The following is a 19129-nucleotide window of genomic DNA, read 5'->3' on the forward strand; positions in this document are numbered from 1 at the left end:
CGATGCTCCGCCACGGGACGGGACGGCCGCGTCGCCGGTGAGAGCGGTTCCGCGCGTCACTCGCGCGGGTCACGCCTCCAGGCCGTCGCCGGGCAGCACCAGGCCCGACTCGTACGCGAACACCACCGCCTGCACCCGGTCGCGCAACCCGAGCTTGCCGAGGACGCGGCTGACGTGCGTCTTGACGGTATGGTCGCTGACCACCAGCGTGGCGGCGATCTCGGCGTTCGACAGGCCCCGGGCGACCAGCCGCAGCGCCTGCACCTCCCGTTCGGTCAGCTCCGCCAGCCGGCCGGCCAGCCGCGGCGCAACCCCGTGCGCGGGACGCCGGACCAGGTCGGCGATGAGTCGCCGGGTCACCGTCGGGGCCAGCAGCGACTCCCCGGCGGCGACCACCCGCACGGCCTCCACCAGTTCGCCGCGGCGCATGTCCTTGAGCAGGAAGCCGCTCGCACCGGCGCGCAGCGCGTCGTAGACATACTCGTCCAGGTCGAACATGGTCAGGACCAGGACCTTGGCATCGGTGCCGGAACAGATCCGGCGGGTCGCCTCGATGCCATCCATCTCGGGCATCCGCACGTCCATCAGCACCACGTCGGGGCGCAGGCCCAGCGTGGCGCGCACCGCCTCGGCCCCGGTCGCCGCCTCCCCCACCACGGTCATGCCGGGCTGATCATCGAGGATCATCGCGAACCCGCCCCGGATCAGATCCTGGTCATCGGCGATCAGTACCCGCAGCACGCGGTCACCCTAGCGGCAGCGCCGCCCGGACCACGAAGCCCCGTTCGCCGCCGGTCGCGCGCAGTGTCCCGCCGCAGGCGCTCATCCGCTCGCGCATCCCGGCAAGCCCGTGACCGCCGCCCATGGCGGACCCGCCCCGGCCGTCGTCGGCGACGACCAGGCGGAGCTCCCGGTCCGTCCAGTGGAGCTCGACCCGGACGGTCGTCGCGTGCGAGTGCCGGACGACATTCGCCAGCGCCTCCTGCGCGACCCGGTAGACCGCCAGCCCGGCGTCGGCCGAGACCGGGCGGGGCCGTCCCCGCTCGGCGAGGGTGACGTCGATCCCGGCTCGCCTGGTCCGTTCGACCAGGGCCGGAAGCGCGCCGAGCCCCGGCGCCGGCTCGCACGTCTCCGCACCCGAGCGCAGCGTGCCCAGGGCACGGCGCAGCTGCCCGATGGCCTCGCGCCCGGTGTCGGCGATCGTGTCGAAGATCGCGTCCGCTCGGACGGGGTCGGTCCGGGCCGCCACCGGCCCCGCCTCGGCCTGGACGACGATGAGCCCCACGGCGTGGGTGACGATGTCGTGGACGTCCCGGGCGATCCGGGTGCGTTCGCGGGCGAGCGCGGCGAGCCGCTCGCCCTCCAAGCGGCGCAGCCGTTCGTGTTCGGCGGCCTGCCGTGCGCGGGTCCCGGCACCGAGGGCCCACGCGGCGACGAACGCCATCACGGTGTAGCCCGCGTCGTCGAACGACGCGCCGGGGACGGCGATCGAGAAGGCCAGCAGCGGGACTCCCGCGCCGAGTGCCACCGCCTGCCGGCTCCGCGTGCTCACCGCCGCCACGGTGTAGGTCGCGACCATGCACCCGTAGGCCAGTGGCGGCAGGGCGTCCGCCACCACCAGGCAGGTGGTCGCGACGGCGACCACGGCCAGTACGCCGAGCGGGGCCCGGCGGCGCCAGGCCAGCGGCAGCGCGGCCATGACGGCGGCGGCGGCCGACCACCATCGTTCCTGGGACAACAGCGGGGCCGTGGTGGTCACCAGCACCACGGCCGCGATCCCCGCGTCCAACGCGCGCGCTTGGATCGGTGAGCCCACGGTTTCCCCCTCCGGCATGTGATCCAGGGTGACGGTTCCGGGCCCGCGCGGTATCGCCCGCAGGAGTGGTCTTCGGAATCCATCCCCAGAGCGACGGTGCTGCATGATCACTGACAAGGTGGCCAGACGGCACCTGCGGCCGACATCGCGGCAAGGCCGAGGACGGGACGGCCGTCCACGACGCGGCCGGGTCGGCTGCACTGAAGCGCCCCGGGGTTCGACAGAGGCTCTAGGTTGTGGCTGTGACCTGCAGTTCTGTGTGGTTCTGGCGGTCGTAGAGGGCCTCGTATTCGTCGGGTGGTACGTGGCCGATCTCCCCGTGGAGCCGGGTGGTGTTGTACCAGTCCACGTACTCGGCGGTGGCCGGCTCGACGCCGGTCAGGTTCTCCACGGCCCACGCGGTTTGATCGGCTCGGTCTTGTACAAGCCGATCGCCGACTCCAGCAACGCGTCGCCGACGGTGCCGATGGATTAAAAGGCGGTTCCACAGGCGCAAATGATCTGGACGCCCTCACACAGCCCGCGCCCGATCGAAAATAGGCGCCGGGGGATGCAACATTGCGGGGCTCCCTGCGTCTCTTGGCGTGAACTCAAAACTAGATCTGCTGCCCGGCGAACGCCCGGCCACGGCCGAGCACCACGGCCCGCCCGCCGAAGACGCAGGACGGCGCGGGGAGGCGGGGCGAGGGCAGCAGAGGGCCTGGCTCCTTCCCTCGGTGCCCGCCCTGCTGGCGCTGGCGATGGGCCTCTGGGGCGCCGGACGGCTGCCGCTGTGGCGTGACGAGGCGATCACGTCCGAGATCGCCCGCCGCTCGATCCCCGGCATCCTGTGGTGCGCCCGGCACATCGACGCCGTCCACGCCGCCTACTACCTGCTCATGCACTGTGTCGTGCAGGTCTTCGGGGCCGGCGAGTTCGCGCTGCGGCTCCCCTCGATCGCGGCGTTCGCGGCCACGGCGGCGGGCATCACCGTCCTCGGCCGCAGGATCATGTCCGGGCCCGTCGGGCTGGTCGCCGGCCTGATCTGCACCGGGGCTCCGTTCGCCAGCCACTACGCGCACGAGGCCCGGTCCTACTCGCTGGTCGCGGCGCTCACCGTGTGGCTGACCGTGCTGTTCGTGGACCTGGCGGAACGGGGCTCCCGGCGCCGGTACGCCGCCTACGGCGCGGGCATCGCCCTGCTGGGGCTGGTCCATCTGTTCGCACTGCTCATCCTGCCCGCCCACCTGGCGACCCTGCTGCTGACGCGCCGCGCCAGGACGATGCTGCGCCGGTGGTCCGCCGCCGCGGCGGGAGCGGTCGTCGCGGTGAGCCCGCTGATCGCGCTGGCCGTGACCCAGCGCAACGCCCTAGACTGGCTGACACGCCCGGGATGGCGCGACGCCCTCTACCTGGCCGAGGCGTTCACCGGCCCCCCGATCGTGGCGTACCTGCTCGGCGCGGCAATGGCGGTGGGCCTGATCACGGCGCGGCGCCGCGGCCCGATCGGCCTGCGGGCCCTGGCCTTGCCCTGGCTGCTGCTGCCCGCGACGGTGCTGCTCCTGGTCTCCCAGTTCCATCCCTTCTACACGAGCCGCTACGTGATCGGCAGCCTCCCCGCCATGGCGCTGCCGGCCGCCGCGGGACTGGCTCGGATGCCCTGCCGGACGTGGATCGTGCCGCTCGTCGCGATGGCCGTCCTGGTGGCACCGCTGCACGTCGCGCAGCGCCGTCCGGAGAACTGGTGGGACAACCTCCGCGGGGCCGCGGCGATCGTCGAGCGGGAGGCCCGGCCGGGTGACGCGATCCTCTTCCTCACGGCGGACCGGCGTTCTATCGCCGAGGCGTACCCGGACGCGTTCCGCGGGTTGCGCGACATCGCACTGCGGCGGACCCCCGCCCAGGCGGGCAATTTCGGCGGCACCGAGTTCGACCCTGCCGAGATCGGCCGCCGGCTGACCGGTGCCGCGACGACCCGGGTCTGGCTGCTGGAGGGGCCCTGGCGCATGCCGTCCCTGGTCCCGCGGGACCGCGCGAAGGTCGAGGTCCTCCAGCGGCACTTCCGGCAGGCCGGTGTCTGGCGCGTCCGCGGCATCACGCTGTCGCTGTTCCAGCGGTAGACGGCCCGCCCGGAAAAAGATCGGCCGCCCGTGCAACATCGGCGCCCCGGACGCGTCTCTTCCCCGTGAGCCTCCTCAACTTCCGCCAGGACGGCCCCCCGGACCTGGTGGTGCCCTCCCCCGAGAGAGCGGTGACGCAGTTGTACGAAGCGCACGCCCTGGACCTCGTCAGGCTGGCCCTGGTGATGGTCGGCGACAGGCCGACGGCCGAGGACGTCGTCCAGGACTCCTTCCTCGGCTTGTACCGGCGGTGGGGCCGGCTGAAGGATCCCGGAAAGGCCCTGACCTACCTGAGGTCGTCGGTGCTCAACAACTGCCGGTCGGTGCTGCGCCGCCGGGGCCGCCGCCTTCTCGGCGCCCAGGACCCGCCCGTCGCGTCGGCGGAGAGCCGGGTCCTGGGCCTGGAGCAGGGCAAGGAGATCCTCGATGCGCTGCGCCGCCTGCCGCACCGGCAGCGGGAGACGCTGGTGCTCCGGTTCGTCCTTGAACTGTCCGAGGAGGAGACCGCACAGATCATGCGGGTGAGCCGGGGCACCGTCCGGTCCAACACGTCCCGCGGGCGCACCGCCCTTGAGCGCATGCTGGGAGAGACCCTGTGAACGTCGAACGGCTGCTGAAGGACGCCGCCGCCGCCGAGACGCGCGAGGTGACGCGCGAGTCGCTGCCGCCCCTGACCCTGCCCGCCGCCCGCCGCCGCCGGCCGGCGGGACGTTGGCTCGTGCCCGTCGCCGCCGCCCTCACCATGATCGCGGTCGCGGCCGTGACCGTCACTCTCCGCGGCGCCCTGCGCGGCCCGGACGCCCTCGGCGAGCACGAAGGCCCCCCGTACTTCCTGGCGACCCACCGGAAGGGCGGCGTCGGGGTCTTCGACTCCTGGACCGGACGCGTGATCGCCGACATCTGGCCCCGCGCCGGGCACTACGCCGCGCTCACCGTCTCGGCCGACCGGCGCACCGCCTTCCTCGCCGACGAGACCGGCCCCTGCCGCACCCGCATCGACAAGGTGACCCTGCGCCGCGACGGGACCGTGGCGAGCAGGACGACCCTGCCCGGCGGGTTCGGCACCCGGGTGGAGGAGATGGCCGCCACGGCGGATGGCGGCCGCGTCGCGCTCGTCTTCAACAACCTCACCGGTTGCCGCGGCGACGACATGGCGGTCGTCGAATCCCCGTCCGGTGCCAGCCGGGGATGGCGTCTGCCGCCTCCGAGCGCCGACTCGCTGGGGTACGTGCAATCCCCGGCATGGGCGGCGGACGGTCGCACCCTCTTCTTCGCTACCGACTTCTTCGCTACCGACGCTCCGGAGAGCCCCCCGGGGGAGAACCCAGGCTTCCTCCTGCGCGAGTTCGACACCCGCACGGCCGGCACCAGCCTCGTCCACGCCCGTGCCGCCCTGAGGAGCGTCGCCAATCTGTCCTCCTTCCGGCCCTCCCCGGACGGGCGTACCATCACGGCCATCGAGGAGAACACCGGCGACCACGGGACGCTCAGGTCCGTCGCGATCGTGGAACTGACCCTGCCCCTCAGGGACGGGTCCCGCAAGGCGCCCGTCCGCGAGCTCGCCCGCATGACGGCCCGGCAGATCGCGCCCGCGGCACCGGTGGATTTCCGGACCGCCCTCGACGCGACCGGCAGGCACCTCCTCGTCAGCTCGCGCCACGACCGGGCCGTCTTCCGCATGGACGACGGCCGCTTCCGCCGCCTCCCCGACATGCACCGCACCGACCTGGGCCTGATCGCCTGGTAGGTCCCGCATGCTCCGCGACCACGACGCCGCCCGGCCATGACCAGGCCCAGCGCCGCCACATGTACCTGGTGGGAGCTCCGTTGACGACAGGCGGCCGGACGGCGTCACCGCTCGCGGTGGACGGGCAGGGACGTGCTCATCGCGTCGGCGTCGCCACCGGCCGCGCGACGACGTTCTGGTTCAAGGGGCCGACCAACGCCCTGGCCTGGTGATCCCCCCGCCTGACCGGCCAGTGCTCGTTCGGCTTCTCGTGCGGGCCCGGCCGGTCGGGGTATTGACGCCGGGTAGGGGAAAGGGCCGGCAGGCGAGGTGTCGGCGGGTGGGCTCGGAGTGCCGCGGGCGTTCAGGGATCTGGATGGAGGCGTTGAGTTTTGTTCGCCTCGGTCGTGTCGTGGGTGGCCGGGTTGTCCGGGCCGGTCGTCTATGGGGTCGTCGCCGGGCTCGTGTTCTGCGAGGACGCACTGTTCTTCGGCTTCGTGCTGCCCGGTGAGACCGCCGTCGTCCTCGGCGGGGCGCTGGCCGCCCAGCAGAAGATCTCGGTCGTGTGGCTCGCCGTGATCGTGGTCCTGGCGGCGATCGCGGGGGACTTCGTCGGGTACCAGATCGGGCGCCATGTCGGGCAGCCGATTCTGGACAGCCGTCCGCTCCGCCGCCACCGCGACCGCGTGGACGGCGCCCGCGACCTGATCCGGCGCAGGGGCGGTGCCGCCGTCTTCGCCGGACGGTTCGTCGCGTTCTTCCGCGCGATCATGCCCGCGCTGGCCGGGGCGTCGGGGATGCCCAGCCGGGTGTTCCTGGTCTACAACGCCGCCGGAGGTCTGGTCTGGGGCGTGAGCTTCACGCTGCTCGGATACTTCGCCGGGCATGCTTATGCCCGGGTCGAGCATGTTGCCGGGCGGGTCACCGCGATCGTGATCGTCGGTGTGGTCGTCCTCGCCGTTGTCATCTGGCGGCTTCGCGGTCACTTGCATCGGAAACGCGATGGCCACAGCAGTGCAGATGACCGTCGAGGACCAAATTCCCGGTAATGCTTTGCGCCGGGCATTCCGGTGAATTGTCGCGTGCCGTTCAAGGGCGGTGAAGGAAGGCGTTCGGCCTCGTTGCGGTCCGCCGGACAGGGCATGGCGCTGTTGATGCGACCGTTCCGAGGACGAGGGGGGTTGCCGCCATGAACGCACGGGAACGGCGGGTGCCCGGATCGGTTCAGCAGGCTGCCGGTCCTTCGGGCGGCGGGCGCTCCGGTCGGTTCGAGTGAACGTCCTGGCGGTCGCGATCGCCCTGGCCGCCGCGGTGTTATTCGTGCTCGCGGCGGCGCTCCAGCACCACGCCGCGTTCCACGAGGTCCGGCACGGGCTGTTCGACGTGCGGCTGCTGCACCATCCGATCTGGATCGGCGGGCAGCTCACTGACCTGGTCGGGATCGCCCTGCACGCCACCGCGCTGCAGATCGGCGCGCTGGTCCTCGTCCAGCCCATCCAGGTCAGCGGGCTGCCGCTGTCGGTGCCGATGGAGGCCGCGCTCAACCGGCGCCGGCCCCACCGGCGCGAGCTGGGCGGGGCCGCGCTGGCCACGGCGGGGCTGGCCGCCTTCCTGGTCGCCGCCCCGGAGGGTGGCATCAAACATCCGAGCGGCGTCGCGTGGTTCGCCAGCGGCGGGCTCGTCGCGGTGACTGTGATCGGCCTGCTCGCCCTGTCGCACCACACGACCGGGGGATCGCGCTCGGGCGCCTCCGTGGGACTGGCCACCGGCGTCCTGTACGGGTTCACCGCCGCGCTGCTCAAGACCTGCACGGACATCCTGGCGACCCGTCCGCTCACGCTCCCGCTGCACTGGGAGGTGTACGTGCTCATCGGCGCCGGCATCGTCGGGATGCAACTCAACCAGAGCGCGTTCCAGCACAGTTCGCTGGCGTCGCCGCTGACGGCGATGACGCTGGGCGAGCCGCTGGTCTCCGTCATCATCGGGCTCACCGCGTTCCACGAGCGGATCAGGACGTCCCCGCCGCGGCTGGCGATCAACTTCGTCGCCGCGCTCGCCATGGCCTACGGCATCTGGACGACCAGCACCACCTGGCAGCCGCCGGCGCGGCGGCCCGCGGCCGTCCCGCCGGACGACCAGGCCGACCGGTGACGCCGCCTCAGCGTGGATTGACGGTGTCCTTGTAGTTGGGGCGGGACGGGGTGGGCGCGTCCGAGTGGCCCTGCGGCCATGGCCCGGATGAGCGTTTGGGTGACCTGCGTGACGGACCGGCGTCCGGCCTGGGTGACGCCGTGTCCGCAGAGGGGTCCGCGCATGGCGCAGACCCAGCGCATCGTGCCGGTCGCGAACACGGCCGCCCCCTGGCCGGTGGTGTAGGAGATGCTCGGGCATTCCAGCATCGTGCTGATCGCCGACACCTACACCAGCGTGCTCCCCAAGCTCGCGCACACCGCCGCCGCGCGTGCTGGTGGTCGATCCGCCTCAGCGTTTGTTGCGTGCTTGAGAGCGTCCGCTCCCTGGTCCTGCGTCGTCCTCTGCAGAAAGGGCTAGCTGAGCATTAGACCGCGTCCGGTGCCGAGGAAGGGGACGGACGCCGGATCGCCGTTGCCCGGTCGCCGGTCGGAGCGGGAGGCCGTGGGAGCCGGCGGGCGTGTCCGCAGCCTGCTGTTTATGGCCTCAGGCCGGCCTCAGGCCAGATCTCCGGTGTACCCGAAGAAGGGTGTTCGCCCCGGTCAGGGTGGTGGGTCGCGTGGGACTCGAACCCACAACCTACGGATTAAAAGTCCGAAATTGTCGTGTCGGAACGGGTCTCACAGTGTCATTTTATGCCGAGCCGTCCGCATCTCACCCGATTTCCCTGCCGTCCAATGTCACTGCATGCCGATTCGTTTCAGAACCGCCGAGCCGACAACGAGCCGCCATGGTCCGTTGGTGATTTTGTGGCTTGACCGGCACGGATGGAGTTTTCGGCAAGTGCAGGGGTGCGTGTGCTGGAAGCTGGCACCATGGCGGCTTCTCCGAGTCAGGTAGCGGGCGACGCCTGGACGGGGGTGCTCGCGGGGGATTGCACGGTGTTCCCGAATGGGTCGGTGGCGCGGATCCGGTAGGTGTGTGAGGTGCCTGGGGGGAGGCCGGTTTCCTCAACGAGATCCGAAGCCATCGGCTGTACGCCGTCTACCACCTGATCGCGCTGCGCGGGCTGCGGCGCGGCGAGGCGGCCGGATTGCGGTAGTGCGAGGTCGACCTGGACGCAGGAACCGCGGTGATCTGCCGGCAGGTGCAGCGCAGGAACGGCCGGTTGACCGCGTGCGCACCCAAGACGCCGCACAGCACCCGGGTGATCGCGCTGGACCGCACCACCATCGCGGCGTTGTGCGTGCACCGCTCCCGACAGCAGGCGGAGGCGGATGCCTATGGCGAGAGGTACCGTGACAGCGGGTATGTGTTCACCAACCACATCGGTGGCCCGGTCGCCCCGGGCCGGCTCACGCACGTGTTCCAGAAGCTGATCGCCGAGCATGATGTGCCGCCGATCCGGTTGCACGACCTGCGGCACGGCGCGGCCACGCTGGCGCTGGCGGCCGGGGTGGAGTTGACGGTGGTGCAGGAGATGCTCGGGCATTCCAGCATCGTGCTGACCGCCGACACCTACACCTCCGTGCTACCCGAGGTCGCGCACACCGCCGCGGAGAAGACCGCCGCGTACCTGCTCCGCGCGGCTGGTGTGGTGCCCGGCACCACCCGGCGCCGGGGCCGTGCTCCGGCCCGGCGTCAACGGCCAGCGGCGAGCCGTACCCGGGCGGGCCCGGTGCGGCGCCGGCCGACCACTCTGCGCCCCGAGCCGGCGTGGCCCCGCACCCGAGCGCGGCCTGCTGTCCGGGGTCGCGTCGATAACACGGCTTCTGCGGCGTAAGCGAGAGCAACCGCTCCCTGTCCTTGCCCGTCGACCTGCGAAGGGACTAACCGCATACCGGAGGCGCGGCGGCTGCGAGCAGCTCGGCGCGGGAATTCGGCCTTTCCCCCGTCAGAATGGTGGAGGACGCGGGGGTGTTGGACTTGGCCTGCGTGTATGGCGGCCCCAGGGCGGCCTCATCCCGGCCCCAGGCATGATCACCGGCTGGCTGTCAGAGCCGTGTTTTCCCTGGTCAAAGCTGGTGGGTCGCGTGGGACTCGAACCCACAACCTACGGATTAAAAGCGTTCTTTCCGCCTGGAGCCCTATTCGCGTGCTGTCCCATGTCGCCACGTGCCGATCTGGTTCGGAACCGCCGAGCCGCCAACGAGCCGCCACGGGGCCAGCATGGAACGTTAGCGATTATAGGACCTCTTCGCCGGCGGCCTTGCTTGACCTACGCAAACTGAGTGTGGGATGCACGCAGGTGCAGTAGGCCGTCACCAACCACGTTGGAGGAGACTCAAGCTGTCAATGCACACAGCACCCGCCCTGCCGACGAGTTGGAAAGCCGCGTTTGCGCATTGCTCGACCGGGACAGCCACCCCGGCATGATCGGTCGCGACAGCGGTACAAGCCACCTGCACTCGACCATCGGCAACGTGTCGCCTGCCGAAACCGGCCTGGAATCGCGCTCCTAGATGCAGAATTGGAGCTACTTCAAGCTTAGCTCGATCATCATTTGTTCCGATTCCTGCTCCTCTTCCTCTACCGGGGAGGCGGTCTCGATGTCGTCCTGGGGCAGTGCGTACTGATCGGCCAGTTTAGCCAGGTGTAGCACCAGAGGTAGACCTAGAACGTCCCGGTAGTCATCGCAGAAACGCTGCTGGTGGACAAACATGGCCCACTTTTCCGGATCGTCTTTCGGTTGCAGGCAGGCGATCGTCAGCTCGAGAAGGTCGGGGTTCCAGGCGTTCTTCGTGGGCCTGAACTCACTGCGGCCCTTCTCATTGACGTGGCGGGTGAGCTTTGCCGCTTCCACGCTTATGAGGTGAGTGCCCGCTTTGTCGGACGTGCTGTAGAAGATACGGTCGGAAGCTTCAGGTTTCCAAAGACCTTTCGCGATACCACCGCGTTGCTTGCCTTCATACTCCTCGTTGCTTAGCTCGGCGGGAGCCCACCATTGGCTGGTCTCGTCCCGGTCGCCGTCGGCGACCCGAATCACTCGCAGTTGCTTGCCGGCCAAGCTGATTCGTTGGAGCGGGCCCCGGTCGAACCCGATGCGGTCTTGGACCAAGCCCTTATTGGTGAGCCAGGGCCACCTCATGCGGATGTTCTGGGCTCTGGTCAGGACCAGGGTCGGATTGCCGCGCAGCATGCTCAGGGTCTTCTTCACGAACGCTGCGGTCGCGGCCGACTGCTGAGCCTCCGTCTTCAGGTCACCTTGGTCGATCTGGCCGGTAAGGCTGAGGAGGAGCTCGGGGTAGGGAACCCATTCAGCCATGTCCGCAGTCTTTCCCATGATGCACTTCTGGCCTGGGCGGATGAGGACGGCGATGGGGGTGAACTGCGCTTTGTTGGTCGGCCCGTCGGAGCGGCGTTTGACGAGCCAGAATGCTAGCTGGTTGAGCTGGTCTGGGATTGCTTCGCCGAGTGTGTGTAGGGGGGTGAAGCGCATTCCAGTTTGCCTCAGGCTGTCCAGCCATGCGGCGTCGGCGCGGAATATTGCATCTTGTTCTGCCTCTTCAGGGTCCTCGGCGTCATGGTCGAGGGGGCGGATGAACTGGCTGATGAGGCCTGCGTCCGCGAGACCCAGACGGATCGCGTACTTCGGGTCGTTGCGGCGGTTGGCGTTGGCGAATTTCTCCTTGCCGTCGAGTTCGACGAGGGCGAGTTTTGCGCCCGGTGCCTTCTCTTTGAGCTTTTCCGCGAATGCTGCGACGCCGGTTCGGCGTGTGGCGATCGCTTGATCGTGCTCTCGACCTCTCGCGGGTGGTTTGTCGCTTTGGCTGAGAGGCCCGCCCAGTGCCCCGATCGGCTGGGCATAGATCTTGATGTCCAGCTCGTCTGTGCTCCACTCCCACCTTGTGGGGCCTTGCTCAAGCCGGTGAGGGGAGAGGGCGAGGCTGTCCTCGGCGGCCTGGATGATGCGGTCTCGTGTGCCGTCCGCCTGATGGAGAACAATGGCGATGAGCGGGCGTCCGTCGAGGCTATCTGCGAGGCATTGTCGTCGCCGGATGCCGTTTCGATCGTCGCGAGCCTTGTTCTCGGCGAGGATGGCGGCGAGTTCCTCCTCAGAGATTTCCTTCTTGGGCACACTCTTATGGGATTCCAGTTGCTTCTTTGCAGGTGGGGCGACCTTGCTCCGTCGGAGGGTGGGCACCGGCAGGAAGTCGGGAAGAAGGGCCTGTTCTGCCCATTCGGTCAGCCTACGGCGTTCGCTTGGCATGAGCCCGGTGCCGACGGCGTGGTATCCCATCGCTGTGTGGTGGCTGACCGCGACCGCAATGTCGTCATGCCGACCGTCGATCCAGTGATCGGCCTCTTTGACGAGCCGCTCCACGGGTGGCAACTGCTGAAATGCGGAGACTCCGACCAGCATGCCTTGCGGTCCGCCGTGCCGCCAGTTCGTTGTTCCCCGGTTCCACTCGATCATGGCGACAGAGAGCCTTGACGGGGCTGGTCCTTCGGGGATGAGTGATTCATCGGGTAGTAGGTATACCGACACGCCGTCTTCGAGGGGCATCCACACCTGCCCGCGAACGAAGCGGCGGACGCCCGTAGTGAGGTGGATTCTTGGGATCGCTGAGAAGGGCGTGGACCGGAGGCTGAGCCGGATGTAGGCGGAGTAGCGCCAGAGCTTGGTGCCGTCGCCTTTCTTGTTCGTGGATTCGTAGGTCAACGGGGGCCAGGACATCAGCTCTGCACCGCCTGCTCGGGCATCGCCGGCGACCTGCCGGAACGATAGGCGCTCGCCTTGGTGCTCATACGGATCGAGCTGCGTGATACGAGTAGCCAGGACGTCCGGAAGAAGCCGAAAGAGATGGTTGGCAGGCAGCACCGTGCCACCCTCGGAGACGGTGCTCTCCAGGAGGTCCACGGTGCTCTCCCGCCAGGTCAGCCCCTCCGTTTCGAGTAGCCGGAAGGTCTTGTGGAGCAGGCGACGGGATTCGGGGTCTTCCGGGTCCCGCTGCAGGTCACGCAGCCACGCCGCCGCGAAGAGATTAATGAGGGGTGTCGGGTATGGGGTGGCGGCGTAGAGCCAGGGTTGCTCGTTGCCAAAGGTGGCGCTGTGGTCGACCGACACTAGATCCGGCGCCACGGCACGCATCACCTGGTTGATTGCTTTCGTTGGGATGCGCTTGCGTCGTTCGGCCTGTTGAGGGCTCATCCCGTGGTGGTACAGGTTCTTGATCGGCAGCTCCCAGTCAGCGGGCAGCGCAATAGTATGCATCTGCGCCTTGAAGCCGTCGTGGTGCGGGTTCGGCCAATAGGACGCGGGCTGGATCTCTGGATACACCACTGCGAGCCCTCCGACGTGGCTTGAACGGGAATCTCGGTTAGTTCATGTCGACGAGCGCACGGTAAAGCGGCTCGTAGAGTTCTTGGACGAGCGAGCGATCGGTGGGCGACAGGTCGGGGTCGTCGTCGAAGTAGGGGGCTAGGACGTCCCGCATACTGGCCAGGAGACTGGTATCGGCGGTGTCGGTCGCGCGGAATCCGGCTTCTTGAGGTGAGAACGCCGCGTCGACGAAGACGACTCTGGCGGGTACGCCACCGCGGACCAGGCGGCCGATGACCTGCCAGATGACCACCAACTGATCCCAGGTGAAGGCGATCTTCTCTTCATCGCGGAGGCTGGACCACGCCATGCGCCTGGTGAGGAAACGGTTCCACCGTTTCCGTGCCCGGGTGCGCAGTTCGGTTCCGGCGCGGTCCGGTGTTCCCGCCGCGAGCGCTGCCTGGCGGAACAGACCGTCCTCGTCTCGCAGCTGGCGCACAGCCCAGTCGTTGATGGCTTGGATGGCGAGAGAGATATCATCCGGACGGGGATGCGGCCGCGCGAGAAAGAAGACGCTCCCGATCGCAGCCTTGCCGCTGTTCAGGACGATATTATGCCCTCTTTCGACGGCCAACAGCGGCGCGACGAGGATCTCACCGCCGGAACGGGCGAACGAACTTACGTTGCCCCGCGACAATGTTCGAACGGCGGGGGTATCCGGCATCCGCGCCCAAGCCGAGTCTGAGTCCGCGTCGTCGGAGATCAGCTGTATGACTCGGCCGTTCCACTCCGGAATCTGGTTCAGGAACTCCGCTGCCGTCCTGGCTTCCACGTAGCTGCCTACCAGCAGGAGGATCCGACGGCGCTCGGGGTCCTCGATCTCATCCAGTTCCGCGTCCAGCATGCTCACAGAGTCGGTGAGGCTCCGATCGGGCACGGCCAACTGATGCAGCATCTGCAGCAATGCATCCGGGCGTTGCTCCGGATCACATCCCGAAAGCCTTACCGGCCTGTCGCTGTCTGGCCAGTAGAGGAACTCCTTGCGGAACTCGGTCGCCAGGATGGCCTGGATCTCCTCCTCACGGGGACGCAGGATGGCCCCGACTGGGACATGCAGATGGTATCTACTGGACGTCCCCGCCCAGCTTGTTGCCGACATGAGCAGTACGTTCGGTGCGGGCCGCCCATCCACCTCGGCGAGATCACCAAGGCGGGTGAGCAACTCGCGGCCGACGCCGTTGCAGCGGAAGAACCGGAGTTCGCCGCTACGGTCACCATCGCGTTCTCGGTCGTCGTGCCGAAATTGGAAGCCGAGGACGTTGCCCATCGGCGACTCGGGCAGGACGGGCTCGTAGTCCTTGGGTGGCCTCCGCGATAGGACATTGGAGGTGGCTTCGAGATTCATCGCCGCCTCCACTCGCGGCCACAGGATCGTCATGAAGTTGAGCCGACTGTGCAACGCGGCCAGCAATAGCGTGAATTCGAACCGGGTTGCCTGCACGTCGAGCTCGTCCTCGATCTCGGGATCCCGGCCCACAGCTTCTACGAGAGTCCTACGCAGCCGGTCCCGTGTCATTGATCCGTGCGGGGCGTGCAACAGCTCGAGTGCCAGGTGGACGAAGGTGTTGACCAGATCGGTGACCTCGTCGTCTTCTCCTCTCGGCTGGGCCTGGTGGAGAGGGTCGTCGCGGAACCGGGAGAGGGCCGCTTCCACGAGTTGAACCTGTGGCGGGGGATCGCTCTGGTCGATTCCCGGGAACCAGCTCTTGATCAGCAACGAGTGCAGGGTGAAGGCGCTGAAGTAATCGACGCTGATCCACTTACGGAGGTCGTCGTCCTTGACGAGCAACGCGTAGATCCGGTCGGTGGCCGCGCTGACGGTGTTGACCGCGTTCGTCCAGTCGTCGACGTCACGGGCCGATAGCTGCAGGCGCCCGTCACGGGCCATCTGCTGGAACTTGTGAACGGCAACCTCGTCGAACCATGAATTCGGTGATCTGCCGACCAATGTGCTCGCCGGCGCGAAAGCTGTGTCGAGCTGCATCTGCACCCTGTCGGCTTCATCGATGATGATCAGGTCACTGCGCCTGCCTGCCAGTTCCAAGTAGCGTAGTTGCTCAACTTGAAGGTGCTGGGGTACCGCGCTGTGCACGAGGCCGGCAGGTGTGGCGACCCAGATCTGCGCGTCCACGAGTTCGCGGGCACCGTGATGCCGAGGGCAGCGATTCCACAACGGGCACAGCTGGCGTTTCGGCTTGGGCTGACGCGTCTTGGGCGCAGTGTCGAGGTCTGAGGCGGAGGATTCCTCGATCTCATCGGGCACTGTGTAGAGCGACAAGCATGGGGCTTCGTTGATCCCCAGCGGCGCCCGGGCTTCGAAGCCACGCAGAGCGTCCACCGGACAAGCGCTGCTCAAGTAGGCGAAGCCGGGATCGTTGTGCGCAAGCATGGTGGCGGCGCCTGCTGTCGCCGTTCGCCGGTGCAAGCGGCTGATGTTGCGTTCCCGGGTCGAGTGCCCCAGCACAGGGGCAGCGGTGAGGCCCAGCTTTTTGAACTGCTCCACGACGGTAAGGGTCTCAGCGACGTCACCGACCACAATGGTGACACGCCGTTTTTGCTTGCCCGCCACATGGAAGGCGAGAATGTCTCGGATTGTGGACTTTCCTGCGCCGACCATTCCGACCAGATGAAGAAGACGGTCCACCCGCAGTTTGCGCTGGCGGATGAACCTGCCGTCCTCATCATCCCGGACCAACAGCCTGACGCGCTTCAGCCGCCACGACCATCTACTGCCCCGGGTAGCGCCGTTAGCCTGCTCGGTTTTGTCCATTTCGGCGGCGGCCTTTTCGAGCTCCTCCCAGGTGACCTCGATAGGGTTGCCTTCACCTGCGGGAGGCGCGTACAGGTCGTGCGCCTTCGGTGTTGAATCCACCAGGAGGTCGGGGGTGAACGTGACGGAGTGTTCCCGGTCCCTCGCCCGGAAGGTCTGCTCGCCTGCCTCAGCCAGCGGGATCTCACGCGTGGCGTAGTCCGGCGCGGTCGTGAGGAGGTCCTCGTAGACCTCGAAACGCTTCACGGCCCGCGACGGATTCCGGCGTCCCGGGACATCGTCGAGATCGTCCAGGTCATAACCGCGGAGTTCCTGTGGGACCTTGAGGTAGCGCCCAAGGTTGTCACGCCAGGTCTTAGGCCGTCGAAGGTCCCAGAGATAGTGTCGAGCGCGCAGCACACGAAGCCGCTGCTCCTCACTTTGGAGATCACCGAACGCCTCGGCAATGGGGTAACCGCCCAGGAGTGTCCAGGCGTCTTTAGCTGACCGCGTGGGCATGACGCACATGAGCAGATAAAGACCGAGTTCGACGTCAAGCAGATCACCAGGCCGGAATGCATCCAGCTTCGCCGGCCAGACATCGTTGAGCTGGGCCGGGGAACACCTACGGTGCCAGCCGCTACGGTCACGCATGCCGCCCCCTTGTCTTGTTCCGGACCGACGCGACCAGTTTGAGAAACGCCTGATCGTCCAGCAGCGTGATCTGGTCGGCCAGCTCGCCTGGCAGATGCCGGGCGAAGATCCTCCCGTAGGCGTCGTTGTCCTCGAACCGATACCGCGGGACAACGAGGAAAGCCCGATCGTAGGGCGGCTTCCTCCGGAACGGCCTCGTCGTCCGAGCGAGCAGGACTGGATTCACGCGGTCCTTCACATCTACCGCCCACGCCTGTCCGCCGGGCAGAGCCACCCTGAGGTCGTAGGCGTCGTAGTTCGGCCACATCTCTGGCTTGATTCCGTACCTGGTGATCAACGCCTGTTCCAGGTCGGTCTCCGCCAGGCCCGGACTTGTGATGAACATGCGCAACGGCCTGCTGAGCTGGAACACGCCCCCTCTGTTGGGGGGCAACTCAGTCCCGGTGGTCGTTCTTCCGTCCCGGCGGCAGCGGTCGAGCTCACAGCGGAATCCACCCCAGCTTGTCGGCACCATCAGGCACCGGCAGCGTGCGCACTGCATGAACGTGCCTTTTCGCTGGTAGGAGGTGGGCGCGGACTCGTAGCAGCGTTTCAGAATCGGATGCAGCAACAGCCCGAACTCTGGATCTCCGCCAAGTTCGGCGAGCTCCGCGCCCGTGAGAACCGGCTTGGTAGTCAGGTGACGCCGGAAGGCGGTGTAGGCATCGGGCGCCTCCGCGTCGCGACAGACCGCGATCGCCTCCAGCAGCCGTTCGTTCTCGAACAACTCGGCTGCGGGATCAGCGGCGTGCACCTCCCACTCCAAGCAAGTCTGGGTGGGGGTGCGCGTGTCCTTGTCAACCAGGAGGCCGTCACCTCCGAGCAGCTCCTCGGACACGGATACCGGCCACTTGACCAGCGGGCGTGTGGCCGCCCACGACACCATCTCCGCGACGCTGCCCGGCGGCTGCTCGTTCTTCTTGAGGCAGTGCAAAACCAGGTGGTTGTAGGCGTTCTGCACCTTCGCCGGGTAGGCGGGGCTCGACACTGAACGTTGACGGGACAATGTGACCAACGCCGTAGCAACCAGACGCATGAGTACTTCACCGTCGAAGAACGCCGACGGAGCGGGTGCCTGGTTGGATTCGATCATCACAGCGCCTTCGCCTTCACGCGGCCGCCTCGGAGTAGCTCGCACACCACCTGGATACAGGACACCACTGACACTTCTTGCCGGGCCGAGCCTCAAAGGCCGCGTCAGCCCGCCACGGCCCCGCGTACCGCCGAAGGACCGAGAGTGCCTTCTCCAGACGGCCTCCCTCGAACGGATCGATGATCTGCAGGTCAGATCCCTCAGGCCGGAGGATCTCGACCTCCACCCGTGAGCCATTCAGATCGCCTCCGAGAGCACCCCGAGCCAGCGCGACGACACCGAGGGCCAGTTGCGGAAACTCCTCGAGCACGTCGTCGTGGAACCAACGCTCCCTCTGTGTGGTCTTGAGTTCCCGCCACACCCAGGAACCGTCCTCTAGGTAGAGGAGATCGGGCTTGGCGACGACAATGACCTGGGCCGCAGTGTCGTGAAACGCCCGCTTCGCCTCTACCTCGACGCGTTCAACGACGTCCTCAGCCTGGAAGGGGCAGGCATCGACATGATGGCGAAGCATGCGAGCACCGACCTCGGCGAGGTCCTCGGGAACCCGCCAACGTCCCCCGGTCCAGTTCGTCCCTGAGGGCGGCATGTCCGCGAGCGAGCACGCAGGATGATTGTCACGGCGATGCAAGTTTTCGATCCAGCGGTGGACCGCCTGACCAAGCTTGGCCGAATCGGTGTACTCGCTTTCTGCCGGAAGGTGCAGAGACCGTAGATGCGCCTGCGCCGGGCAGTCCAAGTAGTACCGAAGAGTCGAAATGGACACCTTCCGGAGCGGAGCCCGTCGCGAGGGCAAACCCAGGATTCCAGGCACGCGTGGCAACGCCGTACACCCGGTCATCTGCTTACAGCCGAAGCACGAGCCACCTGTCGACAGACTGCCGGCCGAGACGACCTTGGACACGTGCTGATGACCATGCTGACGGTAGTAACTCTCTGCCTCCGCGACGCTGCCTTCGAACTGGACCCTGTCCCGCCCGTCCGCCAGACCGACCTCCACGATCCTTATGCCTTGGACCTGGTCGGCCGTTCCGTCCAGCAATGGGAAACGATCACTCCAAGGTTTCGGCCACTCGGCCGGACTCCCAAACGCAGCCACATAGGCCGCGATACCTATCTCCCCAGGCGATGAATCCTTAGCCGCCCCCTGGCGCAGCCGCCGGTATTCACGAACGCTTCCGTCAAAGGACTCGTAACGTCGCCACCAGGCATACAACTCCCAGAACTTCTCTCCTCCACGCTGTACGACCCAGTACGGCTGGACCGGTTTGAGGCTCTCGTGGCTCTCCTGATACAAGCGAACCGCGTGATCCACATAGCGCAGATGTCCCTCATGCACCGCCCGTGACCTGCTCCGTAGCTCGGCAAGCGCAAACTCGACCGGGACATCTTCAAACTCGATCCGATCCAGAGCGTCCATGACGGGCCCCAGTGCGAAGGTCTCCAGGCGCTCCCGTGGCAGCCGCGACCGCACTGCCGCGCGCAGCGCAGGCCGAGCCT

General features: G+C 67.7%; 14 protein-coding genes and 1 tRNA gene. 7 read left to right on the plus strand and 8 right to left on the minus strand.

Features of this window, described 5'->3' with window-relative positions:
- Window positions 1–69: 69 nt before the first annotated feature.
- The 3 genes from ACQP1N_RS04075 to ACQP1N_RS04085 all read right to left on the minus strand — a co-directional run bounded on the left by ACQP1N_RS04075 (window position 70) and on the right by ACQP1N_RS04085 (window position 2207).
- Window positions 70–741, minus strand: a complete 672-nt coding sequence (locus tag ACQP1N_RS04075; RefSeq protein WP_084262330.1) for a response regulator — start codon at window positions 739–741, stop codon at window positions 70–72.
- 4 nt (window positions 742–745) lie between these two features.
- Entirely contained in the window at window positions 746–1834 is a 1089-nt protein-coding gene (locus tag ACQP1N_RS04080; protein WP_433229178.1) for a sensor histidine kinase, read from the minus strand.
- Window positions 1835–2045: 211 nt separating this feature from the next.
- On the minus strand, window positions 2046–2207 hold the full coding sequence (locus tag ACQP1N_RS04085) for an IS3 family transposase (RefSeq protein WP_165488299.1): 162 nt from the start codon (window positions 2205–2207) through the stop codon (window positions 2046–2048).
- A gap of 193 nt (window positions 2208–2400) precedes the next feature.
- Between ACQP1N_RS04085 and ACQP1N_RS04090 the strand changes: the two genes are divergently transcribed.
- The 6 genes from ACQP1N_RS04090 to ACQP1N_RS04115 all read left to right on the plus strand — a co-directional run bounded on the left by ACQP1N_RS04090 (window position 2401) and on the right by ACQP1N_RS04115 (window position 7792).
- Complete coding sequence (locus ACQP1N_RS04090) at window positions 2401–3915, plus strand: glycosyltransferase family 39 protein (RefSeq protein WP_433229180.1); 1515 nt, start codon at window positions 2401–2403, stop codon at window positions 3913–3915.
- 65 nt (window positions 3916–3980) lie between these two features.
- A complete protein-coding gene (locus ACQP1N_RS04095) occupies window positions 3981–4514 on the plus strand; it encodes an RNA polymerase sigma factor (RefSeq protein WP_242608568.1) in 534 nt (177 codons plus the stop codon).
- Window positions 4511–5662 (plus strand): hypothetical protein, encoded by a 1152-nt coding sequence (locus ACQP1N_RS04100; protein ID WP_067792793.1) that lies wholly within the window; start codon window positions 4511–4513, stop codon window positions 5660–5662. The genes ACQP1N_RS04095 and ACQP1N_RS04100 overlap by 4 nt, the downstream gene beginning before the upstream one ends.
- 80 nt (window positions 5663–5742) lie before the next feature.
- Window positions 5743–5874 carry a hypothetical protein gene (locus tag ACQP1N_RS04105; protein ID WP_433229183.1) on the plus strand — a complete coding sequence of 44 codons (132 nt, stop codon included), beginning with the start codon at window positions 5743–5745 and terminating at the stop codon, window positions 5872–5874.
- A 159-nt stretch (window positions 5875–6033) separates the two neighbouring features.
- Complete coding sequence (locus ACQP1N_RS04110) at window positions 6034–6690, plus strand: DedA family protein (protein WP_433229184.1); 657 nt, start codon at window positions 6034–6036, stop codon at window positions 6688–6690.
- Between the two features lie 223 nt (window positions 6691–6913).
- Window positions 6914–7792 carry a DMT family transporter gene (locus ACQP1N_RS04115; protein WP_433229186.1) on the plus strand — a complete coding sequence of 293 codons (879 nt, stop codon included), beginning with the start codon at window positions 6914–6916 and terminating at the stop codon, window positions 7790–7792.
- Window positions 7793–8379: 587 nt separating this feature from the next.
- Here the strand turns inward: ACQP1N_RS04115 and ACQP1N_RS04120 are convergent.
- A tRNA-Ser gene (locus ACQP1N_RS04120) sits at window positions 8380–8499 on the minus strand.
- Between the two features lie 404 nt (window positions 8500–8903).
- On the opposite strand from ACQP1N_RS04120, the gene ACQP1N_RS04125 reads away from it, so the two are divergent.
- On the plus strand, window positions 8904–9554 hold the full coding sequence (locus ACQP1N_RS04125) for a tyrosine-type recombinase/integrase (RefSeq protein WP_433229187.1): 651 nt from the start codon (window positions 8904–8906) through the stop codon (window positions 9552–9554).
- A gap of 693 nt (window positions 9555–10247) precedes the next feature.
- On the opposite strand, the gene ACQP1N_RS04130 is transcribed toward ACQP1N_RS04125, so the two are convergent.
- Genes ACQP1N_RS04130 through ACQP1N_RS04145 form a run of 4 tightly spaced genes read right to left on the minus strand, consistent with a single transcriptional unit; the run spans window position 10248 to window position 19049 of the window.
- On the minus strand, window positions 10248–13052 hold the full coding sequence (locus ACQP1N_RS04130; RefSeq protein ID WP_433229189.1) for a pPIWI_RE module domain-containing protein: 2805 nt from the start codon (window positions 13050–13052) through the stop codon (window positions 10248–10250).
- 40 nt (window positions 13053–13092) lie between these two features.
- Window positions 13093–16497, minus strand: a complete 3405-nt coding sequence (locus ACQP1N_RS04135; protein WP_433229190.1) for a signal recognition particle — start codon at window positions 16495–16497, stop codon at window positions 13093–13095.
- Entirely contained in the window at window positions 16490–17629 is a 1140-nt protein-coding gene (locus tag ACQP1N_RS04140) for a hypothetical protein (protein ID WP_433229192.1), read from the minus strand. Before ACQP1N_RS04140 ends, ACQP1N_RS04135 begins: the two co-directional genes overlap by 8 nt.
- Window positions 17630–17645: 16 nt before the next feature.
- On the minus strand, window positions 17646–19049 hold the full coding sequence (locus ACQP1N_RS04145) for a PD-(D/E)XK nuclease family protein (RefSeq protein ID WP_433229194.1): 1404 nt from the start codon (window positions 19047–19049) through the stop codon (window positions 17646–17648).
- Window positions 19050–19129 lie beyond the last annotated feature (80 nt).

The organism is Actinomadura formosensis, assembly GCF_050948385.1.
In the GTDB taxonomy this organism is placed as follows: Bacteria; Actinomycetota; Actinomycetes; order Streptosporangiales; family Streptosporangiaceae; genus Spirillospora; species Spirillospora formosensis.

What these genes read in the sequence shown, in the direction of transcription:
- ACQP1N_RS04080 (WP_433229178.1), bottom strand. Translation starts at nt 1,834, where the DNA reads ATGCCGGAGGGGGAAACCGTGGGCTCACCGATCCAAGCGCGCGCGTTG.
- ACQP1N_RS04145 (WP_433229194.1), bottom strand. Translation starts at nt 19,049, where the DNA reads ATGGACGCTCTGGATCGGATCGAGTTTGAAGATGTCCCGGTCGAGTTT.
- ACQP1N_RS04140 (WP_433229192.1), bottom strand. Translation starts at nt 17,629, where the DNA reads ATGATCGAATCCAACCAGGCACCCGCTCCGTCGGCGTTCTTCGACGGT.
- ACQP1N_RS04135 (WP_433229190.1), bottom strand. Translation starts at nt 16,497, where the DNA reads ATGCGTGACCGTAGCGGCTGGCACCGTAGGTGTTCCCCGGCCCAGCTC.